Origin of the sequence: uncultured Bradyrhizobium sp., assembly GCF_936928535.1 — a bacterium.
Classification (GTDB): Bacteria; Pseudomonadota; Alphaproteobacteria; order Rhizobiales; family Xanthobacteraceae; genus Bradyrhizobium.
In genome coordinates, this window is record NZ_CAKZHY010000094.1 from 42,038 (window position 1) to 58,684 (window position 16,647).

At 65.4% G+C, this 16,647-nt stretch carries 14 protein-coding genes; 6 read left to right on the forward strand and 8 right to left on the reverse strand.

The window, feature by feature from the left end; genetic code table 11:
• The first annotated feature begins 202 nt into the window (after window positions 1–202).
• Genes Q0687_RS16580 through Q0687_RS16590 form a run of 3 tightly spaced genes read left to right on the forward strand, consistent with a single transcriptional unit; the run spans window position 203 to window position 2,658 of the window.
• Entirely contained in the window at window positions 203–718 is a 516-nt protein-coding gene (locus Q0687_RS16580; RefSeq protein ID WP_298878615.1) for a helix-turn-helix domain-containing protein, read from the forward strand.
• 1 nt (window position 719) lies between these two features.
• Window positions 720–1,982, forward strand: a complete 1,263-nt coding sequence (gene fabF / locus Q0687_RS16585; protein ID WP_298878617.1) for a beta-ketoacyl-ACP synthase II — start codon at window positions 720–722, stop codon at window positions 1,980–1,982.
• 43 nt (window positions 1,983–2,025) lie between these two features.
• Entirely contained in the window at window positions 2,026–2,658 is a 633-nt protein-coding gene (locus Q0687_RS16590) for a LysE family translocator (protein WP_298878619.1), read from the forward strand.
• 51 nt (window positions 2,659–2,709) lie between these two features.
• On the opposite strand, the gene Q0687_RS16595 is transcribed toward Q0687_RS16590, so the two are convergent.
• Window positions 2,710–2,982 carry a hypothetical protein gene (locus tag Q0687_RS16595; protein WP_298878621.1) on the reverse strand — a complete coding sequence of 91 codons (273 nt, stop codon included), beginning with the start codon at window positions 2,980–2,982 and terminating at the stop codon, window positions 2,710–2,712.
• Between the two features lie 402 nt (window positions 2,983–3,384).
• Here Q0687_RS16595 and Q0687_RS16600 point away from each other — a divergent pair, with 402 nt between their 5' ends.
• The gene (locus Q0687_RS16600) at window positions 3,385–4,260 is read left to right on the forward strand and encodes an alpha/beta hydrolase (RefSeq protein WP_298878623.1); all 876 of its coding nucleotides are present in this window, start codon (window positions 3,385–3,387) and stop codon (window positions 4,258–4,260) included.
• 32 nt (window positions 4,261–4,292) lie between these two features.
• Here the strand turns inward: Q0687_RS16600 and Q0687_RS16605 are convergent, their stop codons facing one another.
• The 3 genes from Q0687_RS16605 to Q0687_RS16615 form a co-directional block, all read right to left on the reverse strand.
• Window positions 4,293–5,177 carry a 4-(cytidine 5'-diphospho)-2-C-methyl-D-erythritol kinase gene (locus Q0687_RS16605; RefSeq protein ID WP_298878625.1) on the reverse strand — a complete coding sequence of 295 codons (885 nt, stop codon included), beginning with the start codon at window positions 5,175–5,177 and terminating at the stop codon, window positions 4,293–4,295.
• A gap of 29 nt (window positions 5,178–5,206) precedes the next feature.
• The gene (locus Q0687_RS16610) at window positions 5,207–7,003 is read right to left on the reverse strand and encodes a tetratricopeptide repeat protein (RefSeq protein WP_298878627.1); all 1,797 of its coding nucleotides are present in this window, start codon (window positions 7,001–7,003) and stop codon (window positions 5,207–5,209) included.
• 314 nt (window positions 7,004–7,317) lie between these two features.
• Window positions 7,318–8,979: an electron transfer flavoprotein-ubiquinone oxidoreductase gene (locus tag Q0687_RS16615; protein ID WP_298878629.1), complete on the reverse strand. Its 1,662-nt coding sequence runs from the start codon at window positions 8,977–8,979 to the stop codon at window positions 7,318–7,320.
• Window positions 8,980–9,116: 137 nt separating this feature from the next.
• Between Q0687_RS16615 and Q0687_RS16620 the strand changes: the two genes are divergently transcribed.
• On the forward strand, window positions 9,117–9,920 hold the full coding sequence (locus Q0687_RS16620; protein WP_298878631.1) for a uracil-DNA glycosylase: 804 nt from the start codon (window positions 9,117–9,119) through the stop codon (window positions 9,918–9,920).
• Between the two features lie 13 nt (window positions 9,921–9,933).
• Here the strand turns inward: Q0687_RS16620 and Q0687_RS16625 are convergent, their stop codons facing one another.
• From Q0687_RS16625 to Q0687_RS16640, 4 genes are all read right to left on the reverse strand, one after another.
• Entirely contained in the window at window positions 9,934–11,442 is a 1,509-nt protein-coding gene (locus Q0687_RS16625; protein WP_298878633.1) for a glycosyltransferase family 39 protein, read from the reverse strand.
• 99 nt (window positions 11,443–11,541) lie between these two features.
• Window positions 11,542–12,315 carry a ribonuclease HII gene (locus Q0687_RS16630; RefSeq protein ID WP_298878635.1) on the reverse strand — a complete coding sequence of 258 codons (774 nt, stop codon included), beginning with the start codon at window positions 12,313–12,315 and terminating at the stop codon, window positions 11,542–11,544.
• A 77-nt stretch (window positions 12,316–12,392) separates the two neighbouring features.
• Window positions 12,393–12,848, reverse strand: coding sequence for a VOC family protein (locus Q0687_RS16635; RefSeq protein WP_298878637.1), 456 nt, complete (start codon window positions 12,846–12,848; stop codon window positions 12,393–12,395).
• A gap of 24 nt (window positions 12,849–12,872) precedes the next feature.
• Window positions 12,873–14,048, reverse strand: a complete 1,176-nt coding sequence (locus tag Q0687_RS16640; protein ID WP_298878639.1) for a PA0069 family radical SAM protein — start codon at window positions 14,046–14,048, stop codon at window positions 12,873–12,875.
• A 211-nt stretch (window positions 14,049–14,259) separates the two neighbouring features.
• Between Q0687_RS16640 and Q0687_RS16645 the strand changes: the two genes are divergently transcribed.
• Entirely contained in the window at window positions 14,260–16,647 is a 2,388-nt protein-coding gene (locus Q0687_RS16645) for a phosphoketolase family protein (protein WP_298878641.1), read from the forward strand.

Sequence of the window (16,647 nt, forward strand, 5' to 3'; positions counted from 1 at the left end):
CAATCCAGAATCCCTCCGCGGAAAGACTCTGGATTGCTTGCTGCGCTCGCGATGACGGAGTGTGCTGCGCGAATGCCGCCCTCCAATTCACATTCAGGCTCGTAGCCGCAATTCTCACCACAGCGAGGCACAGCGCTGCCACATCCCGAAGTCGCTGCCTAGTGACTTGCATTTTGCAAGTAACTTCCCTACCTTCCCGGCCATGCAGCCAAAGTCCCCCTCCATCCAGGAATGCCCGGTCGGCCGCGCCGTGGAGACGGTCGGCGAATGGTGGAGCATTTTGATCCTGCGGGATGCGCTACAAGGCTCGACGCGGTTCGACGAGTTCGAGCGCAATCTCTCGATTGCGCCGAACATCCTGTCGCGGCGGCTTGCTCATCTCACCAAGACCGGCATGTTCGTCCGCCGCCGCTATCAGGAGCGGCCGCCGCGTTACGAATATGTGCTGACCGACAAGGCGCGGGATTTCTTTCCTGTGATCGCGACGCTGCTCGCCTGGGGCAACAAGCACCTCGCGCCGAAGGGCGAATCCATCCTGCTGGCCAACCGGAGCGATCGTCGGCCGCTCGACCCGGTCGTGGTCGACGCCGCCGACAGGCAACCGATCACGCTCGCCAATGCAGTGGTGATCGCAGGTCCCGCGGCGAGCCGCCTGATGCGGCGGCGGCTCACCTCGCTCAAAGCCTTGAACCCGGATCTCGCGCCGACTGGAGACTGACATGCGTCGTATCGTCGTGACGGGAATGGGCGCAGTGTCGCCGCTCGGCTGTGGCGTCGAGATATCCTGGCGCCGGCTGCTCGCCGGTCAAAGTGGGCTGCGTCCTCTGCCGCAATGGGCGCAGGCATTACCGGCGCGCGTTGCCGGCCTGGTGTCCGACAAGGCCGACGATGACGAAGGCGGCTTCGATCCGGCCGAGGCCGTTGCGCCGAAGGACCAGCGCAAGATGGACCGCTTCATCCTGTTTGCCCTGCTCGCCACCGCGGAGGCGGTCGCACAGGCCAGATGGACGCCGCAGGATGCATCTGCGCTGGAGCGGACCGCGACGATCATCGGCTCCGGCGTCGGTGGCTTTCCGGCGATGGCGGAGGCCGTGCGCATCACCGAGCAGCGCGGCCCGCGCCGGCTTTCGCCGTTCACGATCCCCTCCTTCCTCGCCAATCTCGCTGCCGGCCATGTTTCGATCAAATACGGCTACAAGGGCGCGCTGGGTACACCGGTCACCGCGTGCGCCGCCGGCGTGCAGGCGATCGGCGACGGCGCCCGCATGATCCGCGCAGGCGAAGCCGATGTCGCGATCTGCGGCGGTGCCGAAGCCTGCATCGACATCGTCAGCCTCGGCGGCTTTGCGGCGGCCCGCGCTCTGTCGAGCGGCTTCAACAACGAACCGACGCGCGCTTCGCGCCCGTTCGATCGCGACCGCGACGGTTTCGTCATGGGCGAAGGCGCCGGCATCCTGGTGATCGAGGAGCTGGAACATGCGCTGGCGCGCGGCGCCGTGCCGATCGCCGAGCTGATGGGATATGGCACCACCGCCGACGCCTATCACATGACGTCGGGTCCGCCCGATGGCGACGGTGCCCGCCGCGCCATGGAGATCGCGCTGCGACAGGCGAACCTTGCGCCCGGCGATCTGCAGCATCTCAACGCGCATGCGACCTCGACGCCCGCCGGCGACGAGAGCGAACTCGGTGCCATCGGCGCGCTGTTCGGCCGCAACAAATCCATTGCTGTGAGCGCGACCAAATCGGCCACCGGCCACCTGCTCGGCGCCGCCGGCGGGCTTGAAGCAATCTTCACCGTGCTTGCCCTGCGCGACCAGATCGCACCGCCGACACTCAATTTCGAAAGCCCAGATCCGGGTGCGGAGGGGATCGATGTCGTTGCCGGCGCCGCGCGTCCGATGCCGATCCAGCACGCGATCTCCAATGGCTTCGGCTTCGGTGGGGTCAACGCCAGCGCCATCTTCGGCCGCATGGGCTAGCGAGCAGGCTTGCAATCACGCGGGGCATCGCTACCAAAGCAGGATGATCGACACAAATTTCTGGCTGTTCCTCGGCGCTGCCCTCGTCATTGCCGCCATTCCCGGCCCCGGCATCTTCTACGTCGCGGCGCGAACCTTGTCGGAGGGGCGCGCGAGCGGGTTTGCTTCGACCGCGGGCACGGCGCTGGGCGGACTCGTCCACGTGGTCGCCGGCAGCGTCGGCATCTCCGCCATCATCCTGGCGAGCGCTGAGCTGTTTGCCGCAGTCAAGTTCGTTGGCGCGCTTTATCTGGTCTGGCTCGGCATCAAGACGTTTCGCAGCGCCGGCCGGATGCTGTCGCTCGAGAGCGAGCCCGTCGGCGACATCCGCGCCTTCCGTGACGGCGTGCTGGTCGAGGCCCTCAATCCGAAGACCGCAGCGTTCTTCCTTGCCTTCATCCCGCAATTCCTCGATCCCGCGGGCGCGAGCCCCACGCTGCAATTCATCCTGCTCGGCGCCATCTCGGTGACGCTGAACACGCTCGCAGACGTCGTCGTGGTGCTGATGGCGACCGCGACCCGCACGCAGTTGATCGGGCGGCCGCTGCTGATGCGGCGCCTCACACAGGGCTCCGGCGTCTTCATCGCCGGCCTCGGCCTGTCGCTCGCGCTAGCGCGCCGGCCGGTGCAGGGCTAGCGCGTCATACCTGCCTCAAAACGAAAGGGGCCGAAGCCCCTTTCTCACATTTCACCACCGGTGCCAGTGATGCCAGCGGCGCCAGCGCCAACCGCCGTCCCAGTGATGGTGCCAGCCGTAACCACCACCCCAATATTGCGGGTGATAGTAGCCGCCGCCATAGGAATGGCGGTGCCAGCAATGGCCCCATTCGTTGCAGATATAGCCTGATGGAATGACGCCAGACGCACCGGGGACCTCGATCGGCTGGGCCGACACGGCTCCGTTGAACAAAGCGACGCCGCCAAGTGCGGCAAGGCCGACAAACGCGGAAACGAGTTTCATGATTTCACCTCCTAACATCCCGTTGGAGGTGATGAATGGCACGTGCGTTCGGTGCGTTACGAAGGTTTAACGCCGATGAACAAGCTGTCCAACTTGTCATGACTTGCCGATATGTAACGCGCGCTATTCGAACGAAGCATCGGCGCGAGCCCACCCATTGATGTTGCGATGGAGGGTTCAATGAAGATGATGTCCTGGTCGCGTTATCACCTGCTGGCAAGGGCGTTGGCGCGCGCTACTCGCCGCTGTCACCACACGAAGCTGCGCAGGACCCGGCGGCGTTGCCTGGCAGCCGGCACGAAATCGCCGAAGCACCCGTGACCTGCGGCTTGCTTGTGCAATGGCCGGCCGCAGGCTAGTCCTGCTATTGTCTTGTCCGGCCTTCTAAGGAACGCGGCCCCGATGCTTGCTCCGCAAAGTCGCCACTACGAGTCGCACGGCCTCCGCCTGCATTATGCCGATTGGGGCAATGCGGACGCGCCGCCGCTCATCCTGGTCCATGGCGGCCGCGATCATTGCCGGAGCTGGGACGCCATCGCCCGCTCCTTGCATCAGCACTTCCATGTGATCGCGCCGGATCTGCGCGGCCACGGCGATTCCGACTGGACCCGTGGCGGCAGCTACGCGCTGACCGAATATGTCTACGATCTCGTCCAGCTGATCCGCGGCATCGCGGCGCCTCGCGTAACGCTCATCGGCCATTCCATGGGCGGCATGGTGAGCCTGATTTTTTCGGGAGCATTCCCCGAACTGGTCGACAAGCTCGTCGTGCTCGACGGCGTCACGATGCTGCCCGACACGCCGAAAGCGCCGACACATGAACGCATCAGCAAATGGGTCAGCCAGCTCGACAGGCTGCACGACCGTACGCCGCGCCGCTATGCGACACTGCAAGATGCGGCCGCGCAGATGGTGCTTCACAACAAGCGCCTGACCCGCGACCTCGCGCTGCATCTAGCAACGCATGGCGCACGACAGAACGAGGACGGCACCTATAGCTGGAAGTTCGATCCCTACCAGCGCGCCTCAGCGCCGCACCGGCTCTGGCCGGAGGATCATGTCGCGCTGTGGTCGCGAATCGCCTGCCCGACGCTGCTGCTCAATGCCGGTGAGAGCTTTCTCGCCGGCGCGCGCTCGGCTGGCCTGGAGCGCTATTTCCAGCAGGCGCGTATCGAAACGATTGCCGGCGCAGGGCACTGGCTGCAGCACGACAAGCCGGAACAGGTGCTGGCGGAGATCCGGCAATTTCTGGGATTGGCCGAGGACGGCGCGGGCTAGCGTGGCTCCATCCGCGTCATTGCCGAGAAGGCCTAGCCCAACGTCCCCGCATGCACCCACCAGCCAGGGTGGTCGCGCCGAATCGTCTCGGCGGCGGCATGTGCGTCGGCTGGCGCGCCATAGATCGCAAAGCAGGTCGCACCGGAGCCGGACATGCGGGCCAGCTTGACGCCGGCGGAGGAGCGCAAGGCGCCCAACACGTCACCAATGACGGGCTCGATGCGCATTGCGGGGCCTTCGAGATCATTTGCGACGGTTTCGAGAACCTCGACCCAGTCCGAGACCGACCCGCCCGCCTCCGGCCAGGCCGGAGCCTCGAGCACATCGCTCGCGCCGACCAGCAACTCGCCGTTGCGCAGGCCCAAGGCCTGGAACACGTCCTTGGTCGCCACCGGCACGCGCGGATTGACCATCACGCAGGGCATGCTCGGCAGCGCCAGCGGCAGCAACTGCTCGCCGACGCCGGTCATGTCGCAGGCACGCGAGAGCAGGCACACCGGCACATCGGCGCCGGTCGCCAGCGCAACCTTCTGTAGGCGGGGATCATCGAGCGACAGATTGTTGAGACGCGCGAGCAGGCGCAGCGCCGCGGCCGCATCGGCCGAGCCGCCGCCGATACCGGCTGCGACCGGCAGGACCTTGTCGAGCGCGAAGGCGCCGAGCTTCAGATTCGGCACGGCATCGGCCAGCAGCTTGGCGGCTTTGAATACGAGATTGTCTGACGTCTCGCCGCAGGCGGCCGCGAGCGGGCCCGTGGTCGCAAGCCTGAGCTCGCCACCGGGCTCCAGCGTCAGCCGGTCGGCACAGTCGGCGAACGCAACCACGCTTTCGAGATCATGATAGCCGTCAGCGCGACGGCCCACCACGCGAAGGCTCAGATTGACCTTCGCGCGCCCTTCTTCAATCAACGCCGGCATCGGCGATACGCCCCCAGAACCTGACCAGATCAGCCGCCCTTGCCGTCGTCCTTCTTCTTGTCCGCCTGCGCGGCCGAAGAGTTCGAACTGTCATCCGTCATGCCGTTGGCGATCTTGGCTTCGATCTTCGGCAGATCGTCCGGCTCGGGCTTGAGGTCGCGGGCATGGGCCCACTGGAATTTGGCTTCCAGCGTGCGGCCGACGCGCCAATAGGCGTCGCCGAGATGGTCGTTGATGGTGGGATCCTCGGGCTTGAGGTCGATCGCACGCTCGAGGTTCTTCACCGCCTCTTCGTAGTTGCCGATGCGGTAGTAGGCCCAGCCGAGGGAGTCGACGATATAGCCGTCGTCGGGACGCTGCTCGACGGCACGCTTGATCATCTTCATGCCTTCGTCGAGGTTCACGCCCTGGTCGATCCAGGAATAGCCGAGATAGTTGAGGACATGCGGCTGGTCGGGCTGCAGCTCGAGCGCCTTCTTCATGTCGGCCTCGGCCTTGCCCCACTGCTTGGAGCGCTCCTCGCAGATGCCGCGATAATAGTACCAGACGCTGCTGGCCTTGTCGTTGCCCGCGGGCAGCACGTCGATGCCTTGCGAATAGGTCGCACCGCAGTCGCCGAACTTCTTGCGGCCGCGCTCGAGATTGCCGAGCGCCATGATCGCTTCGAGGTCCTTGGGATCCTCCGAGATCACGCCCTTGAGAATCTTGATCGCGTCGTCGCTGCGGTCGGCGGAATCCAGGTCGATAGCGAGCTGGATCTGCGCGTTGCGCTTCAGGGGCGAACTCGACGGAACGCGCTCGTAGATCTTGATCGCCATCTGCGGACGTTTCACCGATTCATAGAGGTCGGCGAGCGAGAGCAGGGCCAGCGGATGGCTGGGCTGCAGATAGAGCGCGAGCTGGAGATAGACCAGCGCCAGATCCTCGCCGCCGCGGCGGGTCAAGGTCGCGCCGATGCCGTAGAGCGCCTCGGCCGCACCGGCCTGTGCGGAATCGACCAGCGACGGCAGCTTCTTGCCGGCCTTGGTCTCACGCAGACCTTCCATGATCAGCGGATGACGGGCGAGCTTCTTGTCGAAGGCTTCATAGATCGCGGTCGCGGAGGCCGCGTCCTTGTTGCGCGACAGCCAGCGCGCATAGGCCTCGCTGACACGCAGCATGGAATCGTCGAGCTTGTAGGCGCGCTCGAAGCGGACGCCAGCGTCCTTCTCCTTGCCGGCGTTCTCGAGGATCATGCCGGCGTGCAGGTCCTTGAACAGCGGATACCATTCCGGGCCCGCCAGCTTGTCGATGGTGGCGACCGCGCCCTTGGCATCGCCCGCACCATAGGCGGCCCAGCCGGACAGCAGCGTGGCGACGAGATCGGTGATCGGTCCGCGAATCGACTGGTTGATATTGCTCTGCGCGCTCGGATATTTCTTCAGCTTCAGATCATGCACGCCGACCACGAGGCGCGCGACGCGATTGGTCTTGTCGATGGTGAGGATGCGCTCGGCGAGCTTGACCGCTTCCTCGATGTCGCCGTCGTCGACCGAGGAGATGAAGGCGCGGTCGAGCAGCTCGTTGTTCTTGGGGTCGGTCCGTAGCGCGGAGCGGTAGAAGGCGGCGGCGGAGGTCGCATCGCGCTCGACGCTGGCGTGGCGGGCGGCGAGATAGCTGCCGGCGGTGGTGAGCGACTTCAGATCGTTTCGCGTCGGAAACTGCGCCGCCGTGTCGGCCGGATGGTCCGGCGTCTGCGCCAGCACCGCGCCGGGGACCGCCACGAGCGCAGAGCCGGCAAGGGCGATGGCAGCAGCAGTCCAGCGGTTGAAACGATTTGAAAACATCAGGGCTCGCCTTGAGTTGGTAGTGCCTGGGTTTAAAGCAAAGGCCGTCTCGCGCGCGAACGCGGCCGGCGACATGTGACCCGGAACCTTCGGGTCGGGACAATGCCGCTTTTGGCGCTTCACCGCAAGGATTCGGACCGGGCGATCCCCTCCGCACGCCCCAAATCGGCCAAGTGACCGTTCAAGAGCCCCAAGACGCCGCCACTATGGCCTTATCGTGGCCGGGAGCCCCCGTGGTGCTCCCGGGGGCACCCATGGCGCTCCCGTTCTCACGCGAACGTGCGTCAGGTCACGTTTTATGACCCGGCGTCCCCTTACATGGCCTCGTAGTTCGGGCCGCCGCCGCCCTCCGGGGGAACCCAGGTGATGTTGCCGTTGGGGTCCTTCACGTCGCAGGTTTTGCAGTGGACGCAGTTCTGCGCATTGATCTGGTAGCGCGGTGCCGCGCCCTCCTCGACCCACTCATAGACGCCGGCCGGGCAATAGCGGTTCGAGGGACCGGCGAAGACATCATGCTCAGACATCTTCTGGAGGTTCATGTCGGCCACCTTGAGATGGATCGGCTGATCCTCCTCGTGGTTGGTGTTGGACAAGAAAACCGAGGACAGCTTGTCGAACGAAATCTTGCCGTCAGGCTTCGGATAGTTTTTGGGCGCGTGCTGCTTGGCCGGATCGAGCGTCGAGCGATCGGGCTTGGCATGCGACTGCGTGCCGAACAGCGAGGTACCGAACAGCGTGTTGCACCACATGTCGAAGCCGCCGAGCGCGACGCCTAACACCGTGCCGAATTTCGACCACAGCGGCTTGACGTTGCGGACCAGGAACAAATCCTTGCCGACCGACGAGGACCGCCAGGCGTTCTCGTAGTCGATGACCTCGTCATTGGCACGATCGGCCGCAAGCGCCGCCGCCGCATGCTCGGCAGCCAGCATGCCGGTGCCCATCGCATTGTGCACGCCCTTGATGCGCGGCACGTTGACGAAGCCGGCCGCGCAGCCGACCAATGCACCGCCGGGGAAGGTCAGCTTCGGCACCGACTGGTAGCCGCCTTCGGTGATGGCGCGCGCGCCGTACGCGAGGCGCTTGGCGCCCTCGAAGGTGCCGCGAATCGACGGATGGGTCTTGAAGCGCTGGAATTCATCGAACGGCGACAGGTAGGGATCGTCGTAGTTCAGATGCACGACGAAGCCGACCGCGACGAGATTGTCGTCGTAGTGATAGAGGAACGAACCGCCGCCCGTCTTCAGGTCGAGCGGCCAGCCGAACGAATGCTGGATCACGCCCTTCTGGTGCTTGGCGGGATCGATCTGCCAGACTTCCTTCAGGCCGATACCGAACTTCGACGGCTCACTCTTGGCATCGAGCGCGAACTTCGCGATCAGCTGCTTGGTCAGGCTGCCGCGCGCGCCTTCGGCGAACAGCGTATACTTGCCGAGCAGCTCCATGCCGCGGGTGAAGGAGTCCTTCGGCTTGCCGTCACGGCCGATGCCCATGTCGCCGGTCGCGATGCCCTTCACAGCGCCCTTCTCGTCATAGAGCACTTCGGCGGCGGCAAAGCCCGGATAGATCTCAACGCCGAGCGCTTCGGCCTTGGTGGCGAGCCAGCGGCAGACCATGCCGAGCGAGCCTATATAACAATGATGATTGTCCATCAGCGGCGGCATCATGAAGTTCGGCAGCTTGATCGCGCCGCCACCCGTCATCCAGTAGAAGCGGTCGTCCTTGACCTGCGTCTTGAGCGGGCAATCCGCATCCTCGCGCCAGTCGGGGATCAGCTTGTCGAGCCCGACTGGATCGATCACGGCGCCGGAGAGAATATGCGCGCCAACCTCGGAGCCCTTCTCCACCACGACGACGTTGAGATCGGCGTTGAGCTGCTTCAGCCGGATCGCCGCGGCCAGGCCCGAGGGGCCGGCGCCGACGATGACGACGTCGAATTCCATGGATTCGCGCGGGGGAAGTTCTTCGGTGCTCATCTGATCTCAGCCCTTGAGACGGTTCCTTGTCATTTGCGCCCCCTTGTTTCCGATTTTTCCGGGTAGGACAACCACGGAAATGCGTTCCGCTGGGATGCAAGGCGCCCTATGATGAACCAATAGTCTGACTTTCCAAAATGATCCCCGAACCCGCACCCACCATCCGAGAGCTTCTTGCCTTCTATCTGGAGGCCGGCGTCGATTGCGCGCTCGCGGAGGAACCGGTCGACCGCCTGGCGGAATTAGACGCGCCACCGCCTGCCCCGCGCGCGGTATCGGCGGAGGCACCCCGGCCTGTCGCCGCGCCTGCGGTGATGCGCGGCGAGGCGGCACCGGCGCCCGACATCGCGATCGCCTCGGCACGCGAAGCCGCGCGCACCGCGCCGACGCTCGAGGCGCTGCGCGAGCTGATGTCGAACTTCGAGGGCTGTGCGCTGAAACACACCGCGACGCGGCTGGTGTTCGCCGACGGCAATCCGCAGGCGCGCATCATGTTCGTCGGCGAGGCGCCGGGCCGCGACGAGGACATCGAGGGACTGCCGTTTGTGGGACGCAGCGGCAAGCTGCTCGATCTGATGATCGGCGCCATAGGCCTCAACCGCACCACGGCCTACATCACCAACGTCATCCCCTGGCGACCGCCCGGTAACCGGACGCCGACGCCACAGGAGACGCAAATCTGCCTGCCCTTCATCCAGCGTCACATCGAGCTGGTGAACCCCGATGTGCTGGTGACACTCGGCAATCCCTCGACGCAGACCCTGCTCTCGACCCGCGAGGGCATCATGCGCACGCGCGGGCGCTGGTTCGAGTATGAGACGGGCCAACGTACCATCCGCGCACTGCCCACCTTCCATCCGGCGTATCTGTTGCGCTCGCCGTCCTACAAGCGGTTGGCCTGGCAGGATCTGCGCGCGATCGCAAAGGCGCTGGCGGGCTAGCAAGCTCTCGTACTCACGCCCCCTTCGGCCGCACGATCGCCCAGCCGATGCGGAGCAATCCCTGACGGCCATTAACCAGCCATTCGAAGGCACGCGGCACTTCAGGCACGATGCCCGGGAAGCGCGCGAGGATTTCGGGCGGCGGCGTGCCCGCAGTATCGGACGCGCGCCAGACCACGACGCCGCCGCTTTCGCTGAATTTGGCCTGAGACATCCACGGTGTGCGGGCCGGATCGGCATCGATGAAAAGATGCGGCCGACCGGAATGCAGCGTGATCAGGCTCGCAAGCTCCGTCTCGCCGGCGACTGCGCGCAGGCGATGGTTGGTGCGGCGGGCGAAGCTGTCGTCGAAGAAATCCGAGATCGCGTGCGCCGGCATCGAGGTCGCGATCTCGCCGGTGCCGGTCCAGGGCAGGAACAGCACGGCCAGCACGACGCCGGCGGCAGGGGCGACGATGGCCGCCGCCCATACCGTGCGCAACATCTGTGCGCGGCGCATCGCGATCAGATCGCCGGCCGCGACCACCATGGCGAGGCCGGACATGACCAGCACGACGCCGGCGCCGCCGACGACGGTCTCGAGCCCGAACAGGCCGGAAATCAGGACCGCACCGAGCGCCGGCGCGAGCGCAAAGAAATAGACGAAGTTGCGTGCGAGCGGCTCGACCGGCGGCCGGTAAATGATCGGCGCCTCCTCGCTCTTGCCGGCAAACAGGGACGTGTTGAGGAAGCTCAAGACCGGGACCGCGATCGCGCCAATCGCGAGCCCACCGAGCAGCCAGACGGCGTGGATGGCGCGGGCACTCAGGTCGGCCAGATGCGGCAAGGCCGGCAGCGCAAGAGTTTGGGCGCGCATCAGCCAAACCGCATAGGGCAGCGCGAGCACGGCGACGACGACGAGCGCGAACAGCGGATCGAGCGCGCGCAACGTGCGCCTGCCGCCCCCCGTCGAGAGCGCAAAGATGACGAGCAGCACGAGCAGGAAGATCGCAGCCGGCGTGGTCAGGAGCAGCAGGCCCGCTTCGATCGACCAGGCGAACCAGGCGTTGCCTCGGCGTTGGCCGAGGATCTGCCAGGAATGCAGCAGCAACAGCGCCCAGAGCGGCCGTGCAAGCACCAAAGGGCCAAAGTCGAGCGCGGACGAGGAGAAGGCCAGCACCGTCATGGTCAGAAGCACGGCGAGCACCGCCTGCTGGGTGCCAACCACGGCCCGCGCCAGATGATAGAGCGTGATGAAGGTCGCAATCTCGCAGAGCTGCGCGAGGACGTAGACGCCGAACACATGGCCGCCTGCCACGCGATAGGCAATGTCCGCGAGCCAGATCGACAGCGGCGGGCCGAGATCAGTGCCGACCTGGTATTCCCTGCCAAACGCCAGCAGGGTCGCAAGGCTGCCGGGCGGGCTGCGGTAGAACAGCAGCGCCACCAGCAGCCACATCGCGGCTTGCAGCAGCACGGCAATCCAGACGATCAACCGCGGCCGGGCGCGAATGAGCTCGATGACCAGGGAGGTAAACCGCATGCAACGCCCGCAAGATGCAGCCAACCCGTCCAGCCGGCCCTATTCGCTCACATCTGTTTTGATAAAGCGCGCCTCGCCTTGTGGCAACGACAGTCTACGCTAGAGGCCCGCTGAAGCCTCGATTTCAACCGAGGTCTCGACCTCGGTGACGGAGAACAGATCCTGCACCGGCTCGACGGTCCAGGGCATATGCTTGGCGCGGGCGGCGGCGACGGGGGCGAAGAAGCTGCGGTGGTGCACGGTCGGGCCGAGGCGATCGAGCGCATCGAGATGCTCGGGCACGCCATAACCCTTGTGCTGCTCGAAGCCGTAGCCCGGGCAATCCTGCGCCAGCGCGCACATCAGCCGGTCGCGCGTCACCTTGGCGACGATGGAGGCGGCCGCGATCGAGAGCACGATACCGTCGCCGCCGATGACCGCCTCGCAGTCGCAAGGCGTATCGAGGCGGTCGCGGCCGTCGACGAAGACGTGCCTGGGCGCCTCGGGCAGCGCGACCACTGCGCGCTTCAGCGCCCACAGCGAGGCGCGCAGGATGTTGTCGCGGTCGATCCGCGCAGGCGAGGCGACGGCGACCGAGACCTGCGCCGTGGCGCAGATCCTGTCGAACAGCTTTTCGCGCTCTTCCGCCGTCAGGCGCTTGGAATCATCGATGCCGCGTGGGATGCGGTCGGGATCGAGAATCACCGCGGCCGCGACCACGGGACCGGCCAGCGGCCCCCGGCCCGCCTCGTCGCAGCCCGCGATCGGCCAGACGCCGCGCTTGATCAGCGCGCGCTCGCGGCGGAAGCTGGCTTTGGCAGGCGCGGCCTTTTTCGCCGCAGCCTTCTCAGGCGCGTCTTTGGCCGGCTTCCTGGCGGACTTGTCCCGAATCATGGCCGGGATCGTGCGCAAGCGGCTTCGCTTGCGCAACCGGGAACCCCGGACAATTCCCGTTATTCAAGCGAGCCGCCCTACTCCGCCAGATGCACCCGCCTGTCGTCGCCGACCTCGATGCCGGGCGCGACCACGACTTCCCAGGGATGGTCGTCGGGATCGGCAAAATAACCGGAATAGCCGCCGTAATCAGTCTCATGCGCGGGCTTCAGCAGCACCGCGCCCTTGCTCACCGCAAACGCCAGCACCGTATCGACCTCCTCGCGCGACGCGCAGTTCCAGGCGAGCGTGACGCCGCGGAAGGTCGTTGGCCTCGGCTGATCCGGCAGGCGGGCGTCATCGGCAAGCTGATCCCAGGGAAACAGGCCGAGCACCGGACCGCCGGTGTCGAAGAACGCAACGGCTTCCCCGGTCGCCTTCATCCGGCGCGAAAAGCCGAGCGAAGCGTAAAACGCGATGCTGGCGCGGATGTCGCGCACGCCGAGCGTAATCACCGTGAGCCGCGGTATCGGAGCCGGTAGTTCCTTACTCATGCTACACCTCTTCTACTATTCCGCTCAGAACAGGCTGAGCTGCTCGCCGTTCTGCTTCGGCCGCGCGAAATGATCCGTGGTCAGCTTGGAGCGGCGCTTGTTCAGACCGAGCCGGTCGCAGGCGATCTCGAAGCGGCGGCCGATGGTCCAGGCCATCGGGCCGGTCCCCTTCATCCGCTCGCCCCATTTCGAATCGTAGTCGCGGCCGCCGCGCATGTCGCGGATCAGGGTGAAGACGTGGCGATAGCGATCCGGGTAATTCGCCATCAGCCATTCGCGGAACAGATCGCGCACCTCCAGCGGCAGGCGCAGCAGCACGTAGGAGGCTTCCTTGACGCCGGCATGGGCGGCGGCGTCGAGGATGCGCTCGATCTCGGAATCGTTCAGCGCGGGGATCACAGGCGCGACCATTACGGTGGTGGGGATGCCGGCCTCGGAAAGCTGCTGCAGCGCCTCCAGCCGCTTCGGCGGCGTCGAGGCCCGCGGCTCCATGGTCCGCGCCAGTTTCGGGTCGAGCGAGGTCACCGAGATCGCGACCTTGGCGAGGTTGCGCTTGGCCATGCGCTGGAGAATGTCGATGTCGCGCACCACCAGCGCCGACTTGGTGACGATGCCGACGGGATGCCCGGTGCGCTCCAGCACCTCGAGAATGCCGCGCATGATTTTGTGCTCGCGTTCGATCGGCTGGTAGGGATCGGTGTTGGTGCCGATCGCGATCATCCGCGGCTCGTAGCCTGCGGCCGCGAGCTCCTTCTCGAGCAGTGCCGGCGCCTCCGGCTTGACGAACAGCTTGGACTCGAAATCGAGCCCCGGCGACAGGCCGAGATAGGCGTGCGTCGGCCGCGCGAAGCAATAGACGCAGCCGTGCTCGCAGCCGCGATAGGGATTGATGGAGCGGTCGAAGCCGATATCCGGCGAGTCGTTGCGGGTGATCACCTTGCGCGAGGTATCCACGCCGACACTGGTCTTGAACGGCGGCAAGTCTTCCAGGCTCTGCCAGCCATCGTCGAAGGCGACGCGCGCCTCGGCTTCAAAGCGACCACTGGCGTTGGACTGGGCACCCCGCCCTCGCCTGCGCTGGCGGTCGATGGCGACCGCCAGTTCAGGGAAGTCAGCAGGAATATCTGAGAGCGCACCCGCCGGCTCGGAGGGCGCCGTGACCGGCGGGTGCTTGAGAGCAGAAGAAGAAGCTGGACTCATGCCATCAAGATAGCACGAGAAAGGAACAAATCAAGAACAAGAATCCAAAACGCGAAAACAACCCCATGCACAGTAGCGCTGCCCAAACTTCGTGCGCGGTCGTTTGACCTCACGCAACACCGCGTGAGTCCGGTCCCGTTTGATGCGGCCCGAAGGATCGATCTCGCCGGAACTCGGTTGGTGACGATCCCGGGTGAAGGTCGGCAGGATCATGACATTTCAACAACAACCATCCGCTGTAACCAGCGACCTCGATCTCCTTGATCGCTACTGGCGCGCCGCAAACTATCTCTCCGTCGGGCAGATCTATCTGCTCGACAATCCGCTGCTGCGCGAGCCCTTGCGGCCCGAGCACATCAAGCCGCGCCTGCTCGGCCATTGGGGGACGACGCCGGGGCTCAATTTCATCTACGCCCACCTCAACCGCGTCATCCGCGCTCTGGACCTCAGCGTGCTCTATGTCTGCGGTCCCGGTCACGGCGGCCCGGGCATGGTCGCCAACACCTATCTCGAAGGCAGCTACAGCGAGATCTATCCAAACATTCCGCGCGATGCGGACGGATTACGGAAACTCTTCAGGCAGTTCTCCTTCCCCGGCGGCATCCCAAGCCACGCGGCGCCGGAGACCCCGGGCTCGATCCACGAAGGTGGCGAGCTCGGCTACGCCCTGGTGCATGCCTATGGCGCGGCCTTCGACAATCCCGACTTAATCGTCGCCTGCGTCGTCGGCGACGGCGAGGCCGAGACCGGTCCTCTGGCGGCGTCCTGGCACTCCAACAAGTTCCTCAACCCCGCCCATGACGGCGCGGTGCTGCCGATCCTGCATCTCAACGGCTACAAGATCGCCAATCCGACCGTGCTTGGCCGGATACCGGACAGCGAGATCCGCGATCTCTTCCGCGGGTTCGGCCACGAGCCGCTGTTCGTCGAGGGCGACGATCCCAAACCGATGCACCGGGCGATGGCAGATGCGCTCGACGTCGCGATCGCCAGCATCCGCTCGATCCAGCAGCACGCCCGCGACGGACGCAAGACGATCGAACGGCCGCGCTGGCCGATGATCGTGTTGCGCAGCCCGAAGGGCTGGACCGGCCCGAAGGAGGTCGATGGCAAGAAGGTCGAAGGCTTCTGGCGCGCGCATCAAGTGCCCGTTGCGGGCTGCCGCGTGAACCCGGCTCACTTGAAGATCCTCGAAGACTGGATGCGCAGCTACGAGCCGGACAAGCTGTTCGACAAGAACGGCGCGCTCGTCGCCGAGCTTCAGGCCCTCGCGCCCGAAGGCATCAGGCGCATGGGCGCCAACCCGCACGCCAATGGCGGCCTCCTGAAGAAGGAATTGAAGCTGCCCGACTTCCGCAGTTTTGCCATTGAGGTGCCGCAGCCCGGTGGCGTGACCGGAGAAGCGACGCGCGAGCTCGGCAAATTCCTGCGCGATGTCATCCGTCTCAATGCGGAGGAGCGCAATTTCCGCATCGTGGGCCCCGACGAGACCGCGTCAAACCGGCTCGATGCGGTGTTCGATGCGACCGAACGCGCCTGGATGGAGCCGATCAAGCCGTACGACGTGCATCTGGCGCAAGACGGACGCGTGATGGAGGTGCTGAGCGAGCATCTCTGCCAGGGCTGGCTCGAAGGCTATCTGCTGACCGGGCGGCACGGCTTCTTCTCCTGCTACGAGGCCTTCATCCACATCGTGGATTCCATGTTCAACCAGCACGCCAAATGGCTGAAGGTGACGCGGTACCTGCCGTGGCGGCGACCGATCGCCTCGCTGAACTATCTCCTGACCTCGCATGTCTGGCGCCAGGACCATAACGGCTTCAGCCACCAGGACCCCGGCTTTGTCGATCTCGTCGCCAACAAGAAGGCCGACATCGTCCGCATCTATTTCCCGCCCGACGCCAACACCCTGCTCTGGATCGCAGATCATTGCCTGCGAACCTACAACCGGATCAACGTCATCGTCGCCGGCAAGCAGCCGGCGCCGCAATGGCTGTCGATGCAGGAGGCCGCGACGCACTGCGATGCCGGCATCGGGATCTGGACCTGGGCCGGCACCGAGGATGCTGACGGCGAGCCCGACGTGGTGATGGCCTGCGCAGGCGATGTGCCGACGCTCGAGACGCTCGCCGCCGTCGACCTGCTGCGCAAGGCGTTGCCGGAGTTGAAGATCCGCGTCGTCAACGTCGTCGACCTCATGACGCTGCAACCCAGGGAGCAGCACCCGCATGGCCTCTCCGATCGCGACTTCGACAGCCTGTTCACGAAGGACAAACCCGTGATCTTCGCCTATCACGGCTATCCCTATCTGATCCACCGCCTCACCTATAACCGCACCAACCATGCCGGCCTGCATGTGCGCGGCTTTGCCGAGGAGGGCACCACGACGACGCCGTTCGACATGGTCGTGCTCAACGAGCTCGACCGCTATCACCTCGCGATCGAGGCGATCGAACGCGTGCCTGATCTTGCCACCAAGGCCGCGCAGGTGAAGCAGCGATTCCGCGACAAGCTGATCGAGCATTCGCGTTATGTGCGCGAGCACGGCGAGGACATGCCTGAGATTCAGGAATGGGTTTGGCCGGGCAAGGCGGGCTGA